The organism is Paenibacillus melissococcoides, assembly GCA_944800085.1.
In the GTDB taxonomy this organism is placed as follows: domain Bacteria; phylum Bacillota; class Bacilli; order Paenibacillales; family Paenibacillaceae; genus Paenibacillus_B; species Paenibacillus_B melissococcoides.
Genome location: CALYLO010000009.1, coordinates 381,895 through 405,387, shown reverse-complemented (window position 1 = coordinate 405,387; position 23,493 = coordinate 381,895). Strand labels below are relative to the sequence as shown.

32 protein-coding genes and 2 pseudogenes are annotated in these 23,493 nt (G+C 47.3%); 2 read left to right on the top strand and 32 right to left on the bottom strand.

Annotated elements, in window-relative coordinates:
* Positions 1-153: 153 nt before the first annotated feature.
* The 32 genes and pseudogenes from OCY70_RS28265 to OCY70_RS28105 form a co-directional block, all read right to left on the bottom strand.
* Positions 154-648: a phage neck terminator protein gene (locus OCY70_RS28265; RefSeq protein WP_261948808.1), complete on the bottom strand. Its 495-nt coding sequence runs from the start codon at positions 646-648 to the stop codon at positions 154-156.
* Positions 626-991 carry a hypothetical protein gene (locus tag OCY70_RS28260; protein ID WP_213430765.1) on the bottom strand — a complete coding sequence of 122 codons (366 nt, stop codon included), beginning with the start codon at positions 989-991 and terminating at the stop codon, positions 626-628. The genes OCY70_RS28265 and OCY70_RS28260 overlap by 23 nt, the downstream gene beginning before the upstream one ends.
* The gene (locus OCY70_RS28255) at positions 988-1,503 is read right to left on the bottom strand and encodes a hypothetical protein (RefSeq protein ID WP_213430764.1); all 516 of its coding nucleotides are present in this window, start codon (positions 1,501-1,503) and stop codon (positions 988-990) included. Before OCY70_RS28255 ends, OCY70_RS28260 begins: the two co-directional genes overlap by 4 nt.
* On the bottom strand, positions 1,503-2,063 hold the full coding sequence (locus OCY70_RS28250) for a phage gp6-like head-tail connector protein (RefSeq protein ID WP_213430763.1): 561 nt from the start codon (positions 2,061-2,063) through the stop codon (positions 1,503-1,505). Before OCY70_RS28250 ends, OCY70_RS28255 begins: the two co-directional genes overlap by 1 nt.
* Positions 2,064-2,066: 3 nt before the next feature.
* Entirely contained in the window at positions 2,067-2,243 is a 177-nt protein-coding gene (locus tag OCY70_RS28245) for a hypothetical protein (RefSeq protein WP_213430762.1), read from the bottom strand.
* A 40-nt stretch (positions 2,244-2,283) separates the two neighbouring features.
* Positions 2,284-3,489: a phage major capsid protein gene (locus OCY70_RS28240; RefSeq protein WP_213430761.1), complete on the bottom strand. Its 1,206-nt coding sequence runs from the start codon at positions 3,487-3,489 to the stop codon at positions 2,284-2,286.
* A 45-nt stretch (positions 3,490-3,534) separates the two neighbouring features.
* The gene (locus OCY70_RS28235; protein ID WP_213430760.1) at positions 3,535-4,128 is read right to left on the bottom strand and encodes an HK97 family phage prohead protease; all 594 of its coding nucleotides are present in this window, start codon (positions 4,126-4,128) and stop codon (positions 3,535-3,537) included.
* A 14-nt stretch (positions 4,129-4,142) separates the two neighbouring features.
* Positions 4,143-5,279: a phage portal protein gene (locus OCY70_RS28230; protein WP_261948822.1), complete on the bottom strand. Its 1,137-nt coding sequence runs from the start codon at positions 5,277-5,279 to the stop codon at positions 4,143-4,145.
* 174 nt (positions 5,280-5,453) lie between these two features.
* A pseudogene (locus tag OCY70_RS28225) lies at positions 5,454-7,123 on the bottom strand (terminase large subunit).
* Complete coding sequence (locus OCY70_RS28220) at positions 7,120-7,608, bottom strand: phage terminase small subunit P27 family (protein ID WP_213430758.1); 489 nt, start codon at positions 7,606-7,608, stop codon at positions 7,120-7,122. The pseudogene OCY70_RS28225 and the gene OCY70_RS28220 overlap by 4 nt, the downstream one beginning before the upstream one ends.
* 2,574 nt (positions 7,609-10,182) lie before the next feature.
* The gene (locus OCY70_RS28210; protein WP_261948821.1) at positions 10,183-10,368 is read right to left on the bottom strand and encodes a hypothetical protein; all 186 of its coding nucleotides are present in this window, start codon (positions 10,366-10,368) and stop codon (positions 10,183-10,185) included.
* A 644-nt stretch (positions 10,369-11,012) separates the two neighbouring features.
* On the bottom strand, positions 11,013-11,363 hold the full coding sequence (locus OCY70_RS28205; RefSeq protein WP_261948820.1) for a hypothetical protein: 351 nt from the start codon (positions 11,361-11,363) through the stop codon (positions 11,013-11,015).
* A gap of 47 nt (positions 11,364-11,410) precedes the next feature.
* Positions 11,411-11,593: a hypothetical protein gene (locus OCY70_RS28200; protein ID WP_261948819.1), complete on the bottom strand. Its 183-nt coding sequence runs from the start codon at positions 11,591-11,593 to the stop codon at positions 11,411-11,413.
* A 102-nt stretch (positions 11,594-11,695) separates the two neighbouring features.
* A complete protein-coding gene (locus OCY70_RS28195; protein ID WP_213431292.1) occupies positions 11,696-11,884 on the bottom strand; it encodes a hypothetical protein in 189 nt (62 codons plus the stop codon).
* Positions 11,885-12,013: 129 nt separating this feature from the next.
* Positions 12,014-12,334, bottom strand: a complete 321-nt coding sequence (locus tag OCY70_RS28190; protein WP_213431291.1) for a hypothetical protein — start codon at positions 12,332-12,334, stop codon at positions 12,014-12,016.
* Position 12,335: 1 nt separating this feature from the next.
* The gene (locus tag OCY70_RS28185) at positions 12,336-12,839 is read right to left on the bottom strand and encodes a hypothetical protein (protein ID WP_213431290.1); all 504 of its coding nucleotides are present in this window, start codon (positions 12,837-12,839) and stop codon (positions 12,336-12,338) included.
* 118 nt (positions 12,840-12,957) lie between these two features.
* Positions 12,958-13,581: a hypothetical protein gene (locus OCY70_RS28180; RefSeq protein WP_213431289.1), complete on the bottom strand. Its 624-nt coding sequence runs from the start codon at positions 13,579-13,581 to the stop codon at positions 12,958-12,960.
* Positions 13,582-13,680: 99 nt separating this feature from the next.
* On the bottom strand, positions 13,681-14,256 hold the full coding sequence (locus OCY70_RS28175) for a Holliday junction resolvase RecU (protein ID WP_213431441.1): 576 nt from the start codon (positions 14,254-14,256) through the stop codon (positions 13,681-13,683).
* Between the two features lie 216 nt (positions 14,257-14,472).
* Positions 14,473-14,676 carry a hypothetical protein gene (locus tag OCY70_RS28170; RefSeq protein WP_213431442.1) on the bottom strand — a complete coding sequence of 68 codons (204 nt, stop codon included), beginning with the start codon at positions 14,674-14,676 and terminating at the stop codon, positions 14,473-14,475.
* Between the two features lie 97 nt (positions 14,677-14,773).
* A complete protein-coding gene (gene dnaI / locus OCY70_RS28165; protein WP_306433993.1) occupies positions 14,774-15,715 on the bottom strand; it encodes a primosomal protein DnaI in 942 nt (313 codons plus the stop codon).
* Between the two features lie 5 nt (positions 15,716-15,720).
* Entirely contained in the window at positions 15,721-16,659 is a 939-nt protein-coding gene (locus OCY70_RS28160; RefSeq protein ID WP_261944914.1) for a hypothetical protein, read from the bottom strand.
* 19 nt (positions 16,660-16,678) lie between these two features.
* Positions 16,679-16,888 (bottom strand): annotated as a pseudogene (locus OCY70_RS28155) (LexA family protein); the annotation flags it as partial.
* A gap of 5 nt (positions 16,889-16,893) precedes the next feature.
* Entirely contained in the window at positions 16,894-17,217 is a 324-nt protein-coding gene (locus OCY70_RS28150; protein ID WP_261944913.1) for a hypothetical protein, read from the bottom strand.
* Positions 17,214-18,017 carry a PD-(D/E)XK nuclease-like domain-containing protein gene (locus OCY70_RS28145; RefSeq protein ID WP_283776700.1) on the bottom strand — a complete coding sequence of 268 codons (804 nt, stop codon included), beginning with the start codon at positions 18,015-18,017 and terminating at the stop codon, positions 17,214-17,216. Before OCY70_RS28145 ends, OCY70_RS28150 begins: the two co-directional genes overlap by 4 nt.
* Positions 17,995-18,903 carry a hypothetical protein gene (locus tag OCY70_RS28140; RefSeq protein ID WP_213426305.1) on the bottom strand — a complete coding sequence of 303 codons (909 nt, stop codon included), beginning with the start codon at positions 18,901-18,903 and terminating at the stop codon, positions 17,995-17,997. Before OCY70_RS28140 ends, OCY70_RS28145 begins: the two co-directional genes overlap by 23 nt.
* A 45-nt stretch (positions 18,904-18,948) precedes the next feature.
* On the bottom strand, positions 18,949-19,143 hold the full coding sequence (locus tag OCY70_RS28135; protein WP_213426304.1) for a hypothetical protein: 195 nt from the start codon (positions 19,141-19,143) through the stop codon (positions 18,949-18,951).
* 144 nt (positions 19,144-19,287) lie between these two features.
* Positions 19,288-19,452: a hypothetical protein gene (locus OCY70_RS28130; protein ID WP_213426303.1), complete on the bottom strand. Its 165-nt coding sequence runs from the start codon at positions 19,450-19,452 to the stop codon at positions 19,288-19,290.
* A gap of 453 nt (positions 19,453-19,905) precedes the next feature.
* Positions 19,906-20,118 (bottom strand): hypothetical protein, encoded by a 213-nt coding sequence (locus OCY70_RS28125; RefSeq protein ID WP_213426302.1) that lies wholly within the window; start codon positions 20,116-20,118, stop codon positions 19,906-19,908.
* A gap of 4 nt (positions 20,119-20,122) precedes the next feature.
* Positions 20,123-20,470 carry a hypothetical protein gene (locus OCY70_RS28120; RefSeq protein WP_213426301.1) on the bottom strand — a complete coding sequence of 116 codons (348 nt, stop codon included), beginning with the start codon at positions 20,468-20,470 and terminating at the stop codon, positions 20,123-20,125.
* Positions 20,467-21,216, bottom strand: coding sequence for a phage antirepressor (locus OCY70_RS28115; protein ID WP_261945243.1), 750 nt, complete (start codon positions 21,214-21,216; stop codon positions 20,467-20,469). The genes OCY70_RS28120 and OCY70_RS28115 overlap by 4 nt, the downstream gene beginning before the upstream one ends.
* Positions 21,213-21,410, bottom strand: coding sequence for a helix-turn-helix domain-containing protein (locus OCY70_RS28110; RefSeq protein WP_213426468.1), 198 nt, complete (start codon positions 21,408-21,410; stop codon positions 21,213-21,215). The genes OCY70_RS28115 and OCY70_RS28110 overlap by 4 nt, the downstream gene beginning before the upstream one ends.
* A 28-nt stretch (positions 21,411-21,438) precedes the next feature.
* Positions 21,439-21,654 carry a helix-turn-helix transcriptional regulator gene (locus OCY70_RS28105; RefSeq protein WP_213426467.1) on the bottom strand — a complete coding sequence of 72 codons (216 nt, stop codon included), beginning with the start codon at positions 21,652-21,654 and terminating at the stop codon, positions 21,439-21,441.
* Between the two features lie 229 nt (positions 21,655-21,883).
* Between OCY70_RS28105 and OCY70_RS28100 the strand changes: the two genes are divergently transcribed.
* Together OCY70_RS28100 and OCY70_RS28095 are read left to right on the top strand one after the other, a co-directional pair.
* Positions 21,884-22,177, top strand: a complete 294-nt coding sequence (locus OCY70_RS28100; protein ID WP_213426466.1) for a helix-turn-helix domain-containing protein — start codon at positions 21,884-21,886, stop codon at positions 22,175-22,177.
* Positions 22,178-22,261: 84 nt separating this feature from the next.
* Positions 22,262-23,473, top strand: coding sequence for a tyrosine-type recombinase/integrase (locus tag OCY70_RS28095; protein ID WP_213426465.1), 1,212 nt, complete (start codon positions 22,262-22,264; stop codon positions 23,471-23,473).
* Positions 23,474-23,493 lie beyond the last annotated feature (20 nt).

Sequence of the window (23,493 nt, the reverse complement as noted above, 5' to 3'; positions counted from 1 at the left end):
GACAGAGCAATAATGCCTTGGCTCATGAATTTCTTCTCTAATTCCCAGTTAAATTATGGTATTTTACTTAATTTTCGACTGGGTCTAGTTTGGTGATGCCTTTTTTGGGATTGATCCTGCTGCACGCCAAGGAAATTTTCCAATTCTCATCAATCAGGGACTTGACATCATACCGCTGGACTTCATTTTGATTTTTTCGATCATGTCTTCGTCATATTCGATTACATCCACCATTCGCAGATGCACATCGAAGCCTATCCTGCGCTCGTAATCATAAGTAAGCAGCGTGTCACGCGCTGTCGTTGCTTCCAACTTGACGACGACAATGCCTGCATCCTTTAGCAGGTTGCGCCCGATACCCTGAAACCAGTCCCGAGCCTGTCCTGATATCCGGTAACCGTCTTGACTCGACTTTGCATAGCAGGTAATGGAGATGGTTACCCTAGCCAGTTTTTCGATCCTGTGCCTATCCTCGCGGATTGAATGAACACCATATGGCGACTGATCAACGTATGGCGCAACGAAAGTGAATCCGATGAATGGGTATGGAGGTTGCGGCACCGCCTGATCCTGCATTTGAACCGTCACCCCAAGATAGTTACGCAGCGGCCCCACGAAGGCGGTTTTAATCTGTTGATGGTCTATCAAATAAACTCACCCGCTTCAGCACGTAACGATTGATCGCCGTATACTCGGCGTAATCGTTTTTATCATGCACTTTGTACTTGAGCCCTCCATGTAGCACCTCCGTTTGTAAGGGGAGCTCGCGCTTCGTATACAGGTGTCTATCCTCTTCGGTGTACATGCCCCCTGATTGGATCACGGTGCGTTGCGGAAGGGCCACAATTGCCCCGTAGTCCGTGACCGTTTCCGACTCACCGCCGGGAATCCAATCCCCCGTGGATTGATCCAAGTGCCACTCCGTCTTCACAATCACCTGAAAAGGCTTCGAAAAGCGACGTAACAGCCCTTCAAACTGCCTTGGATTCATTGCATATGCACCTCGTATTCCAACGTGTCCATCAGCTTCTTTTCGTCTATCAGAGGATGATTCCCGCCCTTCAGCTTTTGCGTTAACTCCGAATTGGGCACGAAGGATCCTTTTTCAATGTGCGCCTGAATGTGCTTTTTGAGTTCCTTTGCTGCCCGCTCCAAAGCCCGCTCTGGCGTGATTGTGCCGGCCAAAGCTTGCCCGACAAGAGACTGCATAAGCCTCGCAAGCGCCCCTTCGTATGCGTCATATCCCGCACGTAAAAACGGCCGCTCAGGAATAGAAATGAAATGGGTGTCATCGCGTAGATGAACACCCATGGTAAGTAGTTTTTTTCTCATTTTGTCGGTTACCGGTATGTTAGCGCCGTACTCGTTAAATATCGCCTTGAGCACCTGTTCGCGGTCGCCTATCCAACCAACCTCGGCACGGGATCGCGAGAGTCTTTCCGCTTGCTGCTTATGCTTTCGAAATTGCTTCTTGTCCTCTTTTACCTTGAGTCGGATTCGCATCAGTACCACCGCCCAACATATGGGGAGATAAGCGCAGTTACTACAGGCGGCATGTCCTTTTCCGTCTGTTGTTGAGCATAGGTAACGGACATTTCCCCTAACTGCTCTTTCTGGATACCGACCGGGATGAATTGACGTTCATGAAGCGACTGAGCATACATCATACAAGCAAGCTCCAACGTTTCAGGCAATGTTCGCGGTTCCTCTTCCTTAGCATCTCCAGGCAATACATACCCACCAATATAGGTAACGGACAGATTGTGCTCGCCGCTAGGCCATCCATATGACCGATACAACCTTCCATCACCGACACTTTCGTAATCGGTAATATCACCGCCGCGAGAGGTTATGGACTCCACCTTGTGAATGGGATAGTTTCGCAAATTGATATACGGGGAACTGTCATACCCACTCAGGATCTCCGTGTAGGCCTGTTTACGAAAGGAGCGCCGGCAGTAATTTTCTATGCCTTGACTGGCGACCATCAAATATAATAGCAATTCATCGTCATTGGCTACATCGCCCATATGGCTCTTAAATCGTTCCAAGGTGCAAAGCATGGCTTATCCCCCTTTGCCAAGCTCTTCCCTAAGCTTTTTGATTTCCTGATCCACATAGGATTTATCAACCAATTCAATAGCCTTTCCATCTTTAGTTATCTTGCCGTCCTTGGTTATCGCCAGTTCCCCGCCTATATATAAAATATCGCCGGTTGAATAGTTTTTGGTCATGTACCCCATGATGATTGCCCCTTTCCGGGAGGGCAAGCCCTCCCCTTATTTATTCGCTGACTGGTACATCGGTCAAGATAACAATTGCATCCTCGTTTGCCGGCTTTCCGTCGAATCGCTGAATCACGCGGGTAAGTGTTGTGTCATTTTCAAATGCATCGCCGCCCACGTCCGTCGTCTTAGCTTCTAACGACTTTCTATCGAAGAAATAGTAGCCGACCTCGAAATTGCCGAATGCAATCTTTGTCTTTCCGTTTTCATTCTTGATGTCGTCAAAGATCTCAACCTGGAAGCCGAACAGCGTAAATACATCCGCCTTCGTTGGATCAGGCACAAGGACACTTTTACCATCCGAATACTTAATGTCTGCAAGCGTCTCGGTGGCCGACGTGTTCATTACAAACTTAGCACCTGCACGATACGAAGCATCGACCATGTTTTTAAGCTTGCGGAGTGTTTTCACGTCAACCTCTGCAGGGCATTTCAGTGTACGATATTGCGTCGAAGTGAAGATGCCTTCGCAGTCGTCCTCACCGCCTGGGCCGTAGAAAACTTCGGCGTTTTCGGTGTTAAGTGAAATCTCGCTGTACCAGTCCCGCAACTCCTCATCAATGCTTACAGCACTATCGGCCATAAGTTCGTTCGTCACCTCAAAAATACCGGCATACTTACGAACCTTATAGTTAATCTCACTGTATTGCGGCGTGTCCATTTCGTCAATTTTGGTCTTTTCTCCAACCTTCTTCATACGCATGTCTGTGCCGCGACGCTTCGGCCGGCTACCCGAAAGAGTGCCCACTGTCTTGACTCCAACTAGATTACGAACGGATCGCTTCGTCTTTTTCTGCTTGATAATATCGAACGAAATATCTTCCGGTACGAGAATGCCCCCACTTGCCTTCTCACCTTCCGACATCGAGCGAGCTTGAGTTTTCATTTCCTTCAGCGCTCGTTGTTCATCATCCGTCAGCTCTGCGTCTTTCCCGTACTTGATGTACTTCTGGAATGCGCTGCGATACTCTTTTTTAATATCGAAAGATCGCTCATCATCGGCTTTTGGTTCATCGATAGGTGTAGTTTTTCCGCCGGTGTCTGTTGCTCGCAACTCTTCATGTAGGTCAATTTGCTTTCGTAGTTCTTTGGCGGCATCCGCAGCAGCCCGGGCTTCCTCCAACTTCCCGCCATTCGTCAGGTTGCGGGCTTCATCCAACTTTGCCGCCAGTTTCTGGCGTAACTCGCGTTCTTTTTCGTCCATTTCAATTCCTCGCTTTCTGATTTTGGGTATAAAAAAATCGGCCCTTTAGATCCCCAAAAGGTCGATTTCAAGAAGTAACTTTTCTTGTTCTTGTTTCCTGCGTAGCTCATTTTGGTAACATTCCAAACTGCGGTTGGATACTAGCGATTCAGCTTGCACATAAGCCGCGTATGTGACGACACTAACATCAAAAACACGTTTTATTTTACGAATGGTTCGATTGTACAATCCTGATTTTTCGTCATAAATCCACTCGTCACCGTCATTCTCATAGTCGATCCTGAATGCGAAGCTTGACTGGTTGATATCGCCCCGCTTCATCACCTTGATAAGGTCGCTTGCGTATGTTGTATCTGGCGGATCAACCTCATATCGCAGCCCGAAGTCATCAACGGCCAGTCTCAAGGTGCCGGATGTTGTTCGCCCGAGGACTTTGCCGCTCTCATGGTCAATCAGACAGCGGACGTCGGACATGTCTGCCTCATTAATGGCCTTGGGATCTATCCGTTCGACAAATCCGCCAAGGTCCTGCGACCAAACATTGAACCGCAACCCGTATCCAACGATTCGCGGAGCTGATTCTTCATTATCTGCTCTTAATTCAACCTTGTTCGTCAGCATCCGGCGTTCCTTTTCCATCGTCCTCACCATCTTCACCTCCCCCCCTCTGTATCTTCGCTGTTCTTTATTCCTGCTTTCATGAGCTGGTACTGTTCTAAAATATCAAGTGTTGTGTAGTTCAAACTCATATAATGCTTGTCGCCTATAGGGCCGATGCCGTCTTCATCTTCCAATTCCAGCACCTTATTTATTGAATAAGGCCCGATCTGGATCATGTTCTTATAAAATTCTGCCCGACTCTTCGAATCGCCTCGCAGCTCACTGGTTACGTTGAACTTCGTATAATAAACCCGCCGTTCTGTACCAGTGAATAGCTTCCAGTCAATTTCCTGCTCCCAATTCGCAAAGATAGGCTGGAGAGTGCTTTTTACATACTCCAGGGAGAGGTTTTCCATATTGCTATATTTAGTGTCCGTAATCCCTAATTTGTAAGGCGGCACCTTATATATCTTGGCAACCTCTTTTATCCCTAATTGGGCCGTCTCAATGAATTGAGCATCCGCCAATGGCATACCTAAGCTTTGATAGTCGAAGCCTGCATCCAATATCGCAATACGATGAGCATTAGTCAGCCCGGAATTCGCCTTCTGCCATTCGTCTCGAACAACTTCCCGGGCAGGCTTATCAAGCGGCTTCGGAGTTTTGAGAATGCCCCTCGTCGTTGTCCCGCTGCTGTAAAAGCTGCCGATGAATTTTTTCTGTGCTTGCTGTACACCAATTTCCTCCCGGATGACTTGTATTGGAGTGATCCCCTTGAGCCCCGACTTACTGATCGACTTGAAATGCAGTACATCCCAATGCGGCAACTTTCTCGTTTCTCCATTCGGCAAGGTTGTAATGTACCATACTTGTCCGGTTTGGGGATCAACGTGAACATCAGTTTTCGACGGGTTAAGGGGCCACAACGCCTTGGGCATGCCATTATATGGGCCGCTTGTATGCCACTCAATGTTGGCATATCCATTTCCCCAGGCCACAACATGTACCATCATTAGTTCCTTGAAGATGTAAGCCGTCATGTATGGGTTGGGCCTGCTGCCAAGCAGTTCAGCGACGGGGTGACTGCTATCCTTTTCGCGCCCGCCCTTCTTTTTCCGGTAGACATGGATCGGAAGTTTGCCGATATCACCGCCCAGGATGCTTGCACAGGTATAAACATTACTATTCATTAGGGCCGATTCGCTGGTGACACGCTCGCCGCCTGGCCGTTTTCTTTCCCCCAAACAGGTCCAAAAACCATGACTTGGGATTCTTCAAGTCCGATGTATCTTCTGAACGTCTGTGAAGGAATTGAAACCAGCCCATACGAAAGAATCTATTTCGCCGCAATTCTTCACCCCTCCCTAGAACGAGAAATCTTCACTTAATACATGCTTGTTCAAATCTTGCTCGTTACCCGAATGTATACTCTGACATGTGCATTTATTAATGCGGTCCAGCATTTATATTACTGTGCATCCACTTTAACAATTGCGTTTGCCATCGCCCAACCAAGTACAGGATCGTTTTCATGAATGACCTGCCCCATGTAGACGCGCTCCTGAAATTTTGGTCGGAGCGTTCAGCGTTTAATGCCCTGCCTAATCTCGATCATTACAAATCCTGCGTTTGCCATTGCCGTAGAGAATTGCGTTGCATTGTATGGGTCATAACATATTTCTTTGATGTTCCAGCCTCGCCGCTCTGCTTCTTGTGGGATATAGGCCATTACAAAGTCATAATCAACTACCGCGCCAGGCGTCACCGTTAGCCACCCTTCCTTTATCCATAGGTCATATGGCATCTTGTCCGACTGTTTACGTTCAGCCAGCTTTTCCTCTGGAATAAATGAGTGACTAAAGACGGCTAGACGTCCGTCCGGCAATTCTATGTCAAAGCTGCAACTGGTTAGGTCAGTTGTACGTGACAAATCGATTCCAACAACCGCATCTAGTCCGTTAGTGTCCGGCATCGGATTGTCCTTCGTGGTACCGCATGCTTTCCACTTGCCCATGTCCATGTAGCCGGATAGTTTGGCGTCTACCCATACGTTCATGTTCTTAATTTTGAACGCGACCATCTTTTCAGGATCTGCCAGCGCCATTTTCAACTCGCTTCGCAGCATCTTGAGTCCAGCCGGGTAGCTTGCGACAATAGGGTTTGCTTTAATCCAGTTGCGTTCATCGGTAATGTCGTCATCTTCGTCCAACTCATTGACCATAGCAAAGTATTCGTCATTTTCTAGGTCAACATTTGGATCGAGCAGCTTTGATACAAAGTTGTACTCTATTCGATAACATGGATGGTTCAGATTTCGTCCCGCGGTCGTGATAATCATGAGTAACGGCTCTTCGCGGGCTATCATACCGGATGCTAAGACGTCGTAAAACTCCGTGGTTTTGTGTAGGTGATATTCATCCACAATCCCACATTGTACGTTTGTCCCGTCACCTTCTTTGCCATCCTCTTTCGAGAGAGCTTCCATAAAGGATTCTGATTTAAGGTGCTGGATCTGCCCGTTAGCTATCTTGATGGTTCCTCGTCTAATGAGTTCAGAGCAACCTTTTAGCATTGCGGCAGCTTCGTTCCAAACAATCTTGGATTGCTTCTTTTTCGTGGCAGCACAATAAACCTCGGAGGCATATTCCCCGAAGGCGATGGTTTCATATGATCCAACGCAGGCCAGTGACTGCGACTTGGCATTTTTTCGCGCTACCTGCCAGTAGGCTTTATTAAACCGCCGATATCCAGTATCGCGATGCACCCAACCGTAGATATTTCCGAATACAAACTTCTGTATGATATGCGGTTCAATATGCTGCCTTGCTAACGCGCCTTTACGGTGTTTGAAAAGCCGCATCCAGTCCAAAAAACGCTCCGCGTACTCTTCGACAAAGACATAGGGAAAATCGCCTGTATCTTGTCGTTCAAGGTCGCGCAGGAACCGCCTACACGCCTGTTTATGCTTCTTGCACGCTACTATTTCACCGCTTATGACTTGCTCGGAATACGAAACTAGCTCATCAAGAATCATATATCACCGAAACGATCCGTCACCGGATCAGATTCTTTGGGCTTCTCGTCTTTAAGAGCTATTTTTGTTCTGTCATAAACGGTTAAACCGAACTTACTTTCATATGCTTGGAGTAGCTTGATGGTAGAATTCAAGGCCGTTAGCGCCGGATTCGTGACGTAGGTTATACCTCCGCGCGAATTTTCATTTACTAACGTATATCCCTTTTCCTCCACTTCGGTTCGAAGCTCCAGCATTCGGGCATGTAAGTCACAATATTGAGCAAGTCCATTTACATCTAAATTCGTCAGCAATTCGGTTTCTTCAAGCTGCTTTACCAAGTCTCGGAACATTTTTTTTGCCTTATCATTCAGCCAAGCAGGCGCTCGGATGCGATCCCTTCTTAAGCGGCTGCTTATTTTCTGTTCCTTGTCCTGTCGCTCAAACTTCTGCTTTTTCGTCAGATGTCCTTTTATCAAATGCAGCGGTTTCGGATTCCTCCCCATCGTCACGTCACCTCCTTGCGTACCCTAAATTTGATTTCAGGAAATTTTCGTGCGCTTGAGGGGGCAGCGCTCAACGCCTCATAGCCTCACGTTTTTGACCCTAGGGGGGCGTCATCGGAACCACGACGGACTGTATCAATCGCGGTTGGTCCCCCACACCTAGGACACCTCAAGCCATCTCGTACCTTGTGACTTCGTTCGACGTAACCACAATCCTTATCCAAGCAATAGTGAGTCGTGAGTTTTTGTTTCACAATGTCCCTCCTTCCTATAACGCTCGTCTGCTTTCCTCCCGCTTTCAGTAGCTCCTATCAAGTCAGTAACCCCTATCCTTCCATCACTACATGAATGCATCCCTATTAAGCCAACACTACCACCCCATTCTTTAGGTAGTGGCTCACCCATCGTTATGTTCACCAACGCAATCATGACATCAGGTACATGTACATTCTTTTCAACAACGCCGCACTGCCTGCACTTATATAACAAGGATCCCGAACTCAACCCCTAATCCCTCCATCCCCTCGAATAAAGAAGCTCCATTCAAAGCGCGTATGATGCTATGAGCAAGGCTGTGATCGCTGTTATTCTAGCTGCCCGCCCATAATTACGGCATCTATTTGTTTTTCCAAATAGCGAGCATGATTAATATAAGGATCACAATCGAAACCTTAATAGCAATCGTTGTATAGTCCATGACCGAAACCTCCGTCCTCTTTGGCCGTCTTCCTATCATGACATCGCTTGTTCATTGGTTGGTGGTTCTCTGGGTCCCAGAACAAGTTGTAATTGCCCTTGTGTGGTTTAATATTGGTCCACTACATCAGCAGCCAAAGGAACCTCTTTCCCTTTGCATTTCATCACATACAACATAGCGGATTGCAGGGCGAAGGTACTGTTCCGGTATTTTCGCCAGCGCCGTCCGTATAGTTTGGCATATGAGCGGCCTTGGCATCGCTTGTGAAGCTGCGGCCTGGTGCTTCTCGCAGCAGCGTTCTGTCGTCAACTCCGGGCACCCTGGCTTGCTGCAGGGTCGCTTAGGCTTGGGCGGCATCTCATCCCTCCAACATCTCAGCGGTATAGGCATGTTTGTGCCACTCCATCCCACTTGCCCCACGCGCAGCGCCGACACTTGTCTGGCTGTTCCCGCTCCGATGCACAATCAGGACAGTTCAGCTTTTCAAAGAATCGGATCTTCCTGCTTCTCTTCATCTTCTCCCCTGAATATCTCAGTACCGGTACTTCGTGTGTCCGCAAGCGCTGTGTTATTTTGACACAACGCTGCAGCCTGTCATGTCTCTCTGCCATGTCTGCGTTCACCCGGTTCCTTGGTGGTTCCGTTCTCGATATGCTGTTACTCGTACAAGCCATTTAAGAAACTTCATACTCCATTCCTTCTATGCATAATAAAAAAGCCGCTGAATAATCATGCGACCACGGAATCATGTAATGCTTGTAAAAACGTATTCTCATATATAACGTGGCTTTGTATGGGGTGAAAATCACCGTCTACTTAATATGTGGCGATCGCACGACAAAAAACACGGTTCCCGCTTCCACCACGACAACACGTGTAAAAACATTTGTTTTATTCTTTACACGTAGTAATAAACATGTGTTATAATATAATCAGAAAGGAGGTAAACATGGTCAACCTTGATAAAGCGTACTCATCAACGAGAAATAATCAAATCCTAAAAATCAGATGGTTGGGTACATAAGAATACAGAAGGTGACCACTGGCACTTTGTCCATCCAACCAAAAGGAAAGGTTTCTGTACTCATCCCAAGAAAGATCTAAAACGGAGAAACGACAAAAAGCATCTTCGAGCAGGCGGGGCTGATTTAAGCCCTGCCTCTCCCAAGGAGGTTAATCATATATGAGTAAGTACATTTATCCCGCTGTGTTCCGCCCAGGCGAGCCAGACGAAGCGGATATACCGTGACGTTCCTGACTTGCCGGGCTGCATTACCGAAGGTGATACCCTCGACGAAGCCTTTGCATATGGCGAAGGATGCCCTTGGTGGACACCTTTACTTGATGGAAGAGGATGACGACGATTATCCCGCAGCCATCGAAGCCGGACTCTATCCAATTAGAAGCCGGTACATTTGTGTCTCTTATCCAAGTGAATCACCGATTTCGTCCGCGAGCGTATCCGCAAACAAGGCCATTAATAAGACACTCACAATTCCAAAATGGCTATTAACGATGGCTGCTTGCCCGAGGAAGGGATCAACTTCTCCCAGACACTTCAAGATGCATTGAAGGAGAAACTTGGTGTTAAGGACTTCTCTTAATGAGGAGTCCCTTTTGATTGCAACAAAAAAACACCCTCTCAGGTGCTTAATTCATACTATATTCAGCCGCCTTACTTTCCCTTGCTGGAAACAAGTCGTATTTGCTTATGAAGTCTGTCCAGTACGAACTCATCACCAACGACTGATTGGTCGTGCATCCAGATACGTCTTGAGTCACTTTCAACCTTAGTTACGTTTCCGAGATTTACTATTATTTCATCTGACACCGCAACGAATCTAGGATCATTCCTCACGTACATCATTGTCATTTCTTCATCCGGAATTAGTTGAAATAATCCCATGCTGGTTACAGCCATTATGAGCGCCGTCCACATTGATTAGATCCTCTATAATCTTGCCTGCAATCTCGCAAGGCTCCCCATCTTTAGAAATGGCCAACGTGTACTCCTTATTTGTTACATGGTCTTTATAGCGTGCCATTAGCTCTTGCTCTGTCATCCCCGGCATGATCTCACCTCTGATTACTAGATAGTATCAGGTATAACCAAGAATGAAAGAGTTAGCACTTTGATTGAGGCATATCCCGCTCCATCAAGCAACCACCAGAGCGGGTACATACCGACCAGGATTGCCCAATCCTTCCACAACCGTCAGATTGACGGATTAGGTTATCCCTTCCATGCCTACATATCGGCTGTTTCCGCTGCGGCCTCTTTGTTGTGGCTCGATAATGTAGGGCCTTACTGATCACCGCTGATTATGGGGGCTCAGTCGGCCAGCCTTTGCATACCGCATACTATGAGTACACGGCCCGGCGGACTCCGAGAACAAAGCTCCTTCAAAGATGCTGTCCGTTTAATGGACATCATCAATTGGGCACCCTTGTTTTAACCTCGCGCACGTCCGCACGGGCAGCGCCTTTACGCTACTGCCATAATACAATCATACAGGCTTTTTCTCCTAATGAACTGCAAGATATCTGCAAAATATCTGCAAAAAAGTCTGCAATGATTTTTTACGGCTCCTTATAGACTTCCAACCGAAGCGCGAAAGCAAGCCGGTGCATTGCTTTGGACTTGGCGAGGTAATAGCTCCGCTCTGGCATTCCCATTTCGACATATACGTTAATGTCCGTTACTCCCTCATCGGTCAGATAACGCTTGTTCTATGATTTCACGTTGTGTGTCTGACAACTGCCCTACGGCCCGCATAACTTGCTCGTACTCCCGCTGCAGCTTTTCCTCCCGGTCTACGTTGTATGTGGATAGGTCGCCTGTCTGGTCGCTTGTTACATTGGTGTTGCTTCGCGGCATGTCGCTGTATGTGGCCGTTACCTTGGCCTCGCGACGAATAAAGCCAAACCGCTTATAGAGCATTGCCGACTCCAACCGTTCCTCTACTCTTCTCCAAGTCTCATTTTCATCAAGACGTGAACATAGCGAGTTGTCCCATGCTCCCCTTTTCCGTTCCTTCCCGCTCCCTATTCGGCCCACTTTTAATCTTTATCTCCTCTCCGCCCGCACATTCCATGCATTGAAAATCATGCGGAGACTGGTTCCCAAACGTTATACTTTGTTGCAGGTTTGCCGCATGCACACCACAGGCGAGAAACATTGTCACGTAACTGCTTTGTCCCGCCTTCTTGAGTCTCGTATGTGATCGGGCCATGTCCCATTTCTGGAATGGCGGACGTAATGACACGATCATTTTTCATCTCGTTCATTTATCCTCTTCCTTCCCATGGTAATGTTTATTGATTGTTACGAAGTTGAATCCATTCGTCAGGAATGCAATGGCCAGAATAATCAAAGGCCACTTCAACCATTCATACATCCCTTAGGCCCTCCAATTCTTTCATCTTGTCATACCACCAGTTCTTTACCTTCCTGTTCAGCGATCTTTGTTGTTGTGTATCTATAGCTCCATGTTCCTTCATCTGCTTTATAGCCAGCAACCAATAGTCTGAGTAATTGCCGATAACTTCACTATTCTTATAGACAGGTCCATTACTCATCCCCTGTACCTCCTGCGGTAAGGCATAAAGCGAACGGGCCAATATAAAATGCATGTTGTCGTCTTGCGCCGAACCCAAGCATCCAGTATCCGATGATCCAACGGAGAAGATTAAAATCAAACTCTACTTTCATGTCCGTTTCACTTCCTCCCGTATCAACTCTATGTCGGCCCCGAATCGCTTTTTAATCGCATTCACGAAGCCTTCCAATTCATCAAATGACCAATTTTCTTCTTCACGACTATTGATTGACTCCCATTTAACGCGGGTGCCTCTGCGGTTGGGTTTCGCCCACGAGACTGGTTTCATGCCGTTGTTCAGCATTTGTAGCCAAGCGGACATCTTCAAAGCAGAGTATTGCAAATCATCAAGTGCGACCTTATCCGTCATCGAGGAAAACCGCATTTCACCGCTCATCCGCACTAAATTTAACTCTCCTGTTGCGCCCATCTTATTCACCCTTCCCCTCAATAGCCCAATCAAAATTCGTCATTCTAAGCTCGTTCTCATCGTATCTCTTTCGGGCCTCCGTGATTCTGGCCTTTATCTCATCCACTCGTTCTTGTGCCCAATTCAAGTCCGATTCAAGTTCCATGATTTCATCAGTTATGCGGCCTTCTTCTTCCTCCAACGAGGCGAACTGTTTACTTTTCTGCTCCATCTTTTGACAATGATCGCACAGGTCCAAACCTTCTAAGGATTTCATTTCTTCTGCCGGCCGCTTCTCTCCGCATCCTTCGCACTCTTTTGGTTCAACGGCTTGTTGCCTCTTTATCCGTTCGCGTTCGTGATACTCACGGTACCACTCCCGCCACTCTGGGTTTTCTGTCAATCGGCCCCGACACTTAAAACAAACTGCAAATGTGATCCCTGGTAATTTGATCGACTTGGTTTTATTGCTGATAAATCCGCAGTGTGTGCATTTATATTGCTTCGGTACTACTACCCTAGCCATTGGCTTTCCCTCCGTCCTTTTGACTCAAGAATATTTCAGGAATAATTCACGTCGTTTTTGACAAGGAGGGCGAAATATAACCCTCCCCGCCACTGCCCACAAAATTGTGGTGAGTAATTTATCCATTCACTAGGCGATCAGCAATATAGAAGTTCCCCCATTGATCCCGCTCCGGGAGCAGCGTCTTAATATCCTGATATTCGCCCGTAGCAAGCCGTACAGCCAATTTTTGACCGCACTTGCGACAGCGGATCTCTATCTCGCCCCCACGGATATAATCACTTCCCTTATCCCGGCAATTCGGATTTTTACACCAGTACCGGCAGCGGTAGTGCGGCACCCCGTTCTTATACTTGATCCCGGTCTTCCACCATTCTGGCTCGTCTGCTGGAGCCGCTACAGCTTCCCCAATCGAAACACTAAGCGTGCGTTCCGAATGAAGCAGAGGCGGCTTGCTGACTTCTATCGAATCCCCGGCCGGCTCTTGTGGTTCGCTCCTTAGAACCGGCGCTGTCCTCGGCTTCGCCTCTGCCTTTTGCAGCAGAACATCAGGTTCCCGCCGGACTGCCTTCGCCTTTGATGTTGTTGGCTCCGCTCCCCCGGCCGCTCGCCCTGGCACTAGGCTGCTGAATATTCGCATGAACCCGCGAATCAGGGCCGACTTGTGCTCATGGCTCGCGTCCTCCATTTCAATCTGTCCGCTGGCTGCTCCGTTTTGAACATTTACTTTTATCCGACTCATTCAATACCCCACCTTTTCACGAATATATGTTCGATTCGATGCATGTGCGTATGCGCGCTCTACGGCCTCGTAGAGCCTCTTTGATGTCTGGATGATGATTTACACTAGATTAATTTTATAATCGCTAGAATAGGTCGTTCCGTTCGCCTCACGCTGTATTGATGTTTCCCACACTTGATCCACAACTGCAAGGTAATCCAGCGGCACCCGCCCTGCATCCACCTCATACGCATGGACGTCGAAATCCAAAATACTCATGCTACGCTTGCCGACAGGCTTCTTGTATTCCGTCCAGTATGGCCGTAGCGCCGTGTATGGGAGTAGATATTCTTTCTTCTGTTTTTCAAAACTGACAAGTACAAAGGCTACGGCCCCATTCTTATGACACTTTTCCAAATGTTCGTATTGATGATCGGGAAGCTTGCACAAGTCAAATCTAGTAGGATTTTTGGTAGATTTCGCCTCGAACACTATCGCCCGCCCTCGATATACGCCGTCAAAGTCAACCGTTGATTGCTTTTCGAAAAACCCTGATATTACCCGGCTCCCCTGGCTGCGGGTTACCTTGACCGGAGTCGGCCGCTTGTTGATTACAGCAAGCCCCTGACTCTCATACAACCGATTAGAATATTCAATTAACTCTTCAAACGCCATACCGCGGTTACCGTATTCCATCTGGCATCCTCCTCCCTAATGCTCCTCCTGGGCGGTTTCTGATATGTCCTTTCCGTTTCTGGTCCATTACCAATAGCCCTATTTCGTCTGCATCCCGGGCGAACGCACGGGCAATATCCGTTACACAAAAGCCTTCTTTCCACATCTGCCGGAATACTTCAAGATCCCTTTGTTCCCACATAAAATCCATGTCGTCACATGCGATATATGCCATCTCTACCACCTTCCCGGATACGGGCTGGGCCGGCGCTTCTGACCATCGCGATCCCGGTATGGGCCGATCTTTTCCATCCGCTCCCGTTCCTCTGGCGTCATTTGCCGCTCTACAACGTCACTCGCCTTCCGGTCTCTGTCGTCCCTCTCGGGATCTCTGCGAGGCACAGGCTTCTTTCCTGACTTGTACGCGAATCCGTCTATCATCTCGAACCCTCTTTGCAATTGGGGCACGGTCCGAACTGCGTCATTGCCCCTATGCGCTTGATAACCACCTTACTACCGCCGCAAATAGTGCAAGTTTTCATGGATTTCTCCTCCTATTCCGTCCGTTTACATGAATCAACTTTACCCACGGTTCGATCCGTTCCATAATCCGTGCCGCCTTCTTCTTGTGCTGCTGCGGTTCCATCTTGTCGAAGTCCTTCACGTTGCTAAGGTGCCTTTCCAGCTCGGTCATTGTGAGGTTCGAAGTATATAGCGTAGGCTTTTGCTCCATACGCCGCTGCAGTACTGGCCCTAACACTTCATCCCTTGTCCAAGTCGTCAACGGCTCGGCCCCAATGTCGTCCAGTATCAGTACATCCACATCTCGTATTGCATCCAACTTCTCGCTGACTGTATTGGTCGATATAGCACCTTTCACTTCTTCCAGAAAATCCGGGACATACACCATTGCGACCGCTACACTACGGTTAGCCAACTCATGGGCGACTGCTCCAATGATTTTCGTTTTCCCGATCCCCATGCCCCCGTAAAGATACAGGCCTTTGACCGTTTCACCCTCTTTAAAATCCAAGCAGTATTTCATACATTCTGTTATGGCTGCCTGCCGCTGCGGATCGACGTCCAATTGTTCAAACGATGATTCTGTTATTGATGCTGGCATATGATGGCTTTTAATCATGTGTTTTATTTTCTGCTGCTTGTTTAAAGCCTGTTGTAAATGGCACGGCAGCAGCCGGAAGTTGAGCAGTTCCAGGTACGGCGGATCCGAATCTGGCACCAACCTATGCCCAGGAAACTCGTTTTGGCAGGTATCCAGCCCCGTACAAGCCCGGCAATTATCACAATTACGGGTATAGTTATATAGCTCGCTTTTCTTGCTCTTCTTTAGGTCGCAATCAGGAAACTTTTCCTTGAGCGCAACTATATCCGGGTGATGCTCAAGTTCTGCTTCCATACGCGCCAGACGTTCTTTGTAATTCGGCGGGATTACCTTAGCTTCACCTAAGACCGCGCCCATATCTTTCAACCGGTATCACCTCGCATTTTCTTGAGTTGCTCAAGCAAATCTATTACGTTCTCCTTGCCTTTCTCTCCGGGCGGAACGGCATCCACCTCCGGGACGGCACCCGACGCCTCTGCAGCGGGAACGGTACCTTGCTGGGCGTAAAGAGAAAATATGACTGGGGAACAGTATTTCAAGCTTTTAATCTCATCGCGGTTGTGCTTTGGCTTGAAGTTGTCAAAGGAATAATCTATGCCTTGCAGCACTACTCGTAACGGTATGCGTTCGACAATGTAACTATCTACCTCATCCTCGTCTATCTTCGTAAGGTAGAAGCCTTTGCCTCTGCGACTAAGATACTTATAAGCAACCTTCTGTCGATATTCGTGAACTGAAATCATTGGTTCAGAGTCCGTATCTGAAGTATCAGGAACGGGATCCTGTTTTTCATTCAGTCCAAAGATTGATTCGATATCATCCGAACAACAACTATCTTTCTCATCATTCTTTTCATTCTCTTTATTCTTTACATTCTTGTTTGTGCTCATTTGTTGCTCATTTGTTGCTCGTTTGTTGCTCACTTGCTGCTCGTTTTGTTGCTCATCATCGTTGTCTGAACCTTGATAAAGTGCCCAGTTATCAATGGTTACGACGCTAAATTTGTTGCTCGTTTTGATGCTCAAAAATCCGCCTTTTTCGAGCGACATCAGCCATCTCCAAACGGTATATTCTGAAACTTGATCCTTCTTCTTTAGACCGCTGTTATACTCCGAATGAAGCTCAAATCTACCGGTTACAAATTGTCCTGGCTCGAGCAAAACTGTCTGATTCCCGACAATCTGCTCGCGCCGTTTATGGGTTGCCGTAAGCAAGCAGATTGTCCATAGCCGATACAATTGATGATTGTTAAAAATGGCATTGTATCGGATCTTTCTATGAAGTTTTATCCAGCCTTGCATACCACCCACCTGCTTATAAAATAATTTCTATTGTTCGAGGACTGTTTGGCTTGCGTCTGATCTTCCCTTGTGCTTCTAAGGCATCAATATGACGTTGCACTGTGCTTGTGGATGCAAGTCCCACCTTTTGCCCAATCTCTCGCACTGTTGGTGGATACCCTTTTGCAAGTACATGTTCTTTAATAAACTCAAAAATTGCTTGTCGTTTAGGACTAATCTGACCCCGCATGTATTTCACCTTCTCCCTAATACCGTATTGATTATGTGCGCTACCAATCGTCTGAACCGTATGCCTTCTTGTGTGCCGTCCAGCCACCGGTGACAGTCTGTGCAAAGATGCAGCAGATCCGTAACCTTGGTTTTCCAATCAAGCTGTTTCCGTCCGGTCAGGTGCGCCCTCTCTGTTGCCCATGCCTTCTCACAAATTTCACATATGCCCTTGCTCCGTTCCTTTAGTTCCGCATCCACAGACGGGCTTATATCGCCCATCTGCTTCTGCGTTAGTTTCATGCGCTTGCTCTTCCCCGGCTTCGGCACCGGATTGAATGATAGTGTCATCTCGCAATCAACTCCGAATAGTGGATGATCCGGTTCAACACCTTCGTTCCCCGACAATACCTGCAGCGCTCACAACGTTCTGGTTCTTCTTGGCCGGACTTTACCGTTAGGATCCGCGGCATGTACCTTTCAACCTCATCCAACGCCCGCTGTATATCATAGGCGTTAATACTGATCGCCGCCTTGTCCGGTGGGTCCTCTTTAGACACGGCCACGATGTACGGTTCTATCCAGCCGTCCCGCCCGAGTTTTCGCCGCTCTATCTCTGCGTACAAAGCCATCTGCGTCACATAACCCTGCGCCTCGACAAATGATACATAGCCGTTCTCTGGGTCCCACGTCTCCTTGCTGATGTTTTGTACTGTCTTGATGTCGCTAAAGCGCAGTCGGTCGGGAGCATAGTTGTCCATTTTGATTTTCCACCATGTTCCAGTGAACTCTGCCGACATAATTACTTCCTTCTGACCTTGAAGCAGGAACATGCATAAAGGATCGTTCTCAAGTGCCGATATCATGGCCTCAGCGTCCCGGTACTGACATTTCAATTTCCCCTTAGTCGGACCCTTACTAGATATCAGTTCTGGAGTAGCAACCTTAAATGACTCAAATGCCTCTGCCCCCTCGAAATAGGCATGCACATATGAGCCTAATAGGAGGGCGTCAGAAGGAGGCTCCTGCCAACCTCCCAACTTCGCCATTGCCATTGCTTCACATGCCCGGAAGTCCTTATACTGACTATTGCTCATATACTCCCAATTCGCTTCTGCCGAATAATAGTTACTGCTGTTCAGCTGCAGCATCGGCTTCGCCTCCAGCCTTATCCTTCTTGACCTTCTTATCTGCCTTCGCTTCCTGCTGCTTCAGGAACTCTTCCTCGGCCTTTGTAGGCTGCGCAATTGGCTTGATAGTGAAATAGTCCTCTCGCTTCGCCATACCGTCTCTGAGAGCCTTCCAGACGTTGCCCAGACGTAGATAGTCATTCTCGGTGAATGCTTCTTGATCGCAGCCGATATATTCCTCAAGCATTTCCTTCGAAACGCCATACTTCTCCTGAAATTGCTGAAAGGCTTTCCTTATCCGATCCGGCAGCGGCTCCTTGTAGCCATTAATAAGCGTTTGTTTGCACTGTTCTAACGCGGCGTCAACAATGTCTCCGGGTATGACGCCAAGGATACAGGCCCGCATCCGTCGCGCCCCAAGGTTAGCAACCAATTCGTAAATGTCGCGAGGATCATCCAGTTTATTGATACTTCCTTTGGCCTTCCTCTCATGCCGTGCTGTAAATGTCATCTGCCGGCGAGTGTTCGTCTCGATGTCCCATGCGTAGGCCATCACCTTGGATTCTCCCGGGCGCTGCTCCAACTCAATCAAGCCGTAGTCAATGTTGCCCCAGTTCTGTGCTAACACCTCGGCGAGCCGGATTGATGGCCCACTGACCTTACTGCCTCCGCGTGGGAACTCATATTCAGCCTCTTCGGCCAGCTTCTTGCGCTGGCATGCCGTCATAATTCGGTTATAAGCAAACTGTTGATCCCGTGGGAACTGCTTCGCCATGAAGATCGCGGCCTTAACCTCCTCAGTCTGTCGTGTGGTCGCCAACTGAGCCGTTACTGACGGCAGCGGCGGCGCCTCGGTCGGCATCATATAATTGGAATAGTCCATTTGCTGATTATCATCGAAACTCATATGTTGCACCCTCCCAAATTTGTGATATAATGCACGTAACTGTTTTTATTGATGACTGGAATGGTTCGCGGCCCCCACCGCGGCCATTTCGCTTTCAACTTCCTGCAGCAGTGTGATCACGTCTGACAACTCATGATTCATAAACCAAGACAATTCGTCTAAGGCGGACCATACTGCAACTCCGTTGGTACTATCCTGCAATTTCTCCAACTTCCCGATTGCTTCCCGTAGTTGCTCCATACTTGAGCCCCCAATCCACTGGTTTAAACACGCTTACTTCCTTGCCTGAACAATCGATTGCTTCAAGCAAACAATCCAAGCAATGCGGTTCCCGGTGCTTGTACACCAGATATTCAGCCGGCCGCCCGCATCCGCATGTAGGCCTCATGATGCTAACCCACCATCGAACCCATATTTCCGCCCAATCGCCACCATTTGAGCCTTCATCTCCGCCCTAGCCGCTTCGTCAGGCTCGTCTAAATACCGATCGTAGAGCGGCATGTATTCCTCGATTGCTTGTTCAATCCGCGCTTCCAGTTGCTGCGTCATGCCTCCTCTACCTCCTCTCGTAATGCTTCGTACCAAGTTTGCGCCCCGCCTACAGTTCCGAAGACGAGATACCGCGTAAGCTGGCACGTATTCCGGTCCGCATCACACGCCGTTGCGATCCATTGGCTCTCATCTGTTTTCACTTGTCATCACCCTCCATTAGCCTTGCGGCCTCCAGGATTTCGATCCATTTATCCCCGCGCTTGACATACAATTTGTTTCCTTCACGCTTTCCACCCTTGAACATGTTCGAACCCCTTTCCTTATTTTGGCTGTAACCTTCCTTCATCTCCCATTACAATAGAGTTGTCCAGACACCATTGAAGGGAGGTGATACTATGCCTAACAAGAAGCAAACATCGAAAAAAGTAGCTTCTACTGCCTCCAAAATCTTACGCGACAATAGATATAGCGCAGCTTCAAAGAAAGTCGCGGGGAGTGCTCTATCTCAGACTAAAAAGAAGTAACTACAAGGCCTTTACCTGTACACTGTACATCAGGCTCTAAAGAGACGATCATGGCAGCATTGATGTAAATTCTTGTCTTGCCGAATGAAAGTTCAACCATAGAATCCATCTCCTTCGGCAGGACACCTTTTCTAACTTCCTTTATTTCAACACCCTCGTATACATCGCCACTCACCAAAACGATAATTTTGGCTTTCAATTGTTCATTCTCCTTTCTTAATTTGATATCGCCAAGCGTTCGTTAATAGGGTTTCGCCAGTCAAACGATTAACAATTTTGTATGCTGCCTTGCTTTTTGTGGTGGCATAGAATCGGATTAGATCAGTAATGGAATCACCTAATGCTGCAGGATGTTCACCTATGAATAGTTGGAATATACCAAGTGTCAGGACTTGAGAGGGCGGTACATCTGTGGTGACCTCTTTCAAATATCCCTCAACGGCCTCTTGAATCTTGGCAGTCCCGTCAATGTGGTCTATTTGGCCTTTCTCAATGTCAATACAGATATCCATGATTTCATTCCAGATGACTGGGTTTAAATCGACCTTCATGCGCTTTCCTCCTTCAAACGCTTAATAATATAGACTTGTCCTTTAGGCGTAACCCGCGGCGTCCGATATGTTTCGGCGCCTGAGCTTCTTTGGTAAACGCCCTGCACTACTTCAAACCATCCTGCATCAATTGCTCGCTGCATTGGTTCATTGGAGCCGTGCATGATTAGCCCCCACTCCCGGAGTTTTGCGAATAACCGATTCTGACCAATGTTGATCCCGTTCTTGCTCGCCAGCTTGGCCATCTCCCGCACCCGAATGCTGTTTTTGCTGCTCATGCAGGTTTCTGCAAACTGTACAAGTGGCTGCTGCTGCTTTACTTGACTTTCTGCTGCAAGTCTCGCCTGTTGCTCTTCCTTCAGCCGTGTTGCTAGGTCAATCAGGAAGTCGGGGCTTGTGAGCGCCTTTTCTAACGTTTGATCCGTCATATAGGCTCCATGCTTACGGATGCTCGGCAGTACCTCGTGAGTCACCCACCGCTTAAATTGTCGTGCTTCCGGCTTCCGACTCTTCATAATGGCGCTGTACAATCCCGATTCATTAATAATTCCGAATGATTGGGGTCCGCCAGGGGTGACCATATTGTGGGCATCCTTTTCATCCTCATCTAATAGCCGAATAACTCGATATGCACTATCGAATCCCAAAACCTCTGCAACATCTTTAGCAACCCACCAAGGTTGACCATCTTTCGTGACTACCCGGATATCAGTTCCGGTGAAATTGAATACTTGTAATTGGTTCATGCTGATTCTCCTTTATCAATAAGTTGCTGCTCATACTCCAACGCCCATTCGAGACGTATGCGATATTCACGTCCTTCCTTGTAACTGCGTATATCCCCGGATTTTATACGCCGTCTTATAGTCTTCGTGCTACGTCTGAAATACACGGCCAAATCCTTAATAGTCAGGACAGGTGGAAGATGATTTTTGGTCATGGATTTTCACCCTCTTTTCCTTATGTCATTAAGCAACCTTTCCATAGGCCAGATCGTCTAATGATACATTTAGGACAACAGCAATTTTCATTAATGTTTCTAGACTTGGTGCATATCGCCCATTCTCGACATCAGAGATGTACGATCTTGACAAGTCTGTCGATGTAGACAATTCAATCTGACTCATTTTCTTCTTCTTCCTGGCTTTTTTAATGGTTAATCCAAGTAGTCTTTTGTCCAGCATTTACGTCACCTCCTGCCTATAATGTACAGTATTCACGTCACCAAGTAAAAGCCGAAAATCTATTAAATAACAGCAAATTCAAGAAACAACCCTATAATATCGCCTATTCACGTCATTTTCCTTATTTTTACTTGTATTTACGTCATTTCGAGCATTGTATTTCCGACTTTTTGCGGATATACTGATGGTGAACGTCGGCAATACACGTCATTTAGAGGGGATAATAGCAATGACTTTAGGCAAGAATATTAGGAATTTTCGGAAGAATAAAGGCATGACTCAGTTTGACTTGGCTGAAAAAACAAAATTATCTCGCTCATATATCGCGGATGTTGAGCGAGATAGATATAATCCGAGCGTTGATACTCTACAATTGATCGCATCCGCGCTCGATGTCAAAGTATACGAGTTGCTAGGCGAGGAAGTTCAAGAAACTCGCCAGGAAGAAGACTGGACACCTGAAGAATTGAAGGAAATTGAGCATTTTAAAGAGTTTTTGAAATCAAAACGGAAAGAACAATGATTTTTACTAACTTTGCGATTTCAGCCGCAAGGCTGTTTATCATACACACTTTATCGAACATATATTCTATTTGGAGGGAATGAGATGGCAAAGGACAAGAAGCAGGAGAAAAAGAAGAAGCTCCCGCCTGGTGTGCGGGAACGGGATGGGCGGTATACGTACAGGTATAGCGTGCCTGTCATCGTAGACGGAAAAAAGAAGCGGAAACAGAAGGAAACGGAGGCCTATCCAACGGCTCAGGAAGCGTATGAGGCCGGAATACTAATCAAAGCAGATCAGTTGAGGGGGAAGCTAATTGATGAGAAAAATACTACTTTGGGAGAATGGGCGAAACGTTGGCTTGAGGACCACATCATAGAGCGCGAACTACGGGGATACACACCAAAAACCAAAAGAACTGGGCTTAACTCGATAATAAAATACCTCGGAGAGCATACCAAATTAAAAGACGTTACTTTGGACGATTATCAGCGGTGGTTAAACGACCTAAAAAAGAAGGGGCGTAAAAAAAATACACTAATTGGCTACAACCAAGCTGCAGGCAAAATGTTTGCTGATGCAGCCAAAAAAAAGGTCATTACTGAAAACCCGGCAGCGAAGGCCGAAATACCAGCATTTAAAATGACATTGGAGGAAATTGAGGCCGGAGGAAATGAACTCCCTCAATATATGGAGAAAGGTGAATTAAAGCAATTTCTTAATTACATTCGGTTCCGCGGGAGTGTCCAAGACTATAATTTTTTTGTAATCCTTGCCTATACCGGCATGCGTATAGGCGAACTACAGGCACTTAAAACAACAGACGTAAATGAAACTGAACGTTACATCTCAATAACAAAGACGCTTATAGTAGATTCTGGTCTTAAAAATTATAAACTAGGTCCTCCAAAAAACACACCTTCGATCCGCAAGGTGACTATCGGTGACACTGTGATTAAAGCTTATAAATCACAGTTAGCCTGGAGGGCTCAAAAGATTAAAGATGGTGGAGTAATACATGATGCAGATTTCCTATTTTGGGGTACCGTGTATCCTGGATATCCGATTTCAGCAGACTCTCTTGAATATCGCTTTGCAAAGTATATAGAAGCTATCGGGCTGCCACAATCACTTACCCCGCACAGCCTGAGACACACACACGTAACATTACTAGCCGAGGCAGGAGAACAGTTGGTTGTCATCCAGGAGCGACTAGGCCATAAAGACGATGACACGACGCGTCGCATCTACCTACATGTCACAGAGGGGCAAAAAAGGCTTGTCCCTGACAAATTCGAGAAGTTGATGAATGCTTAAATTAACAGTGGCCAGACCAT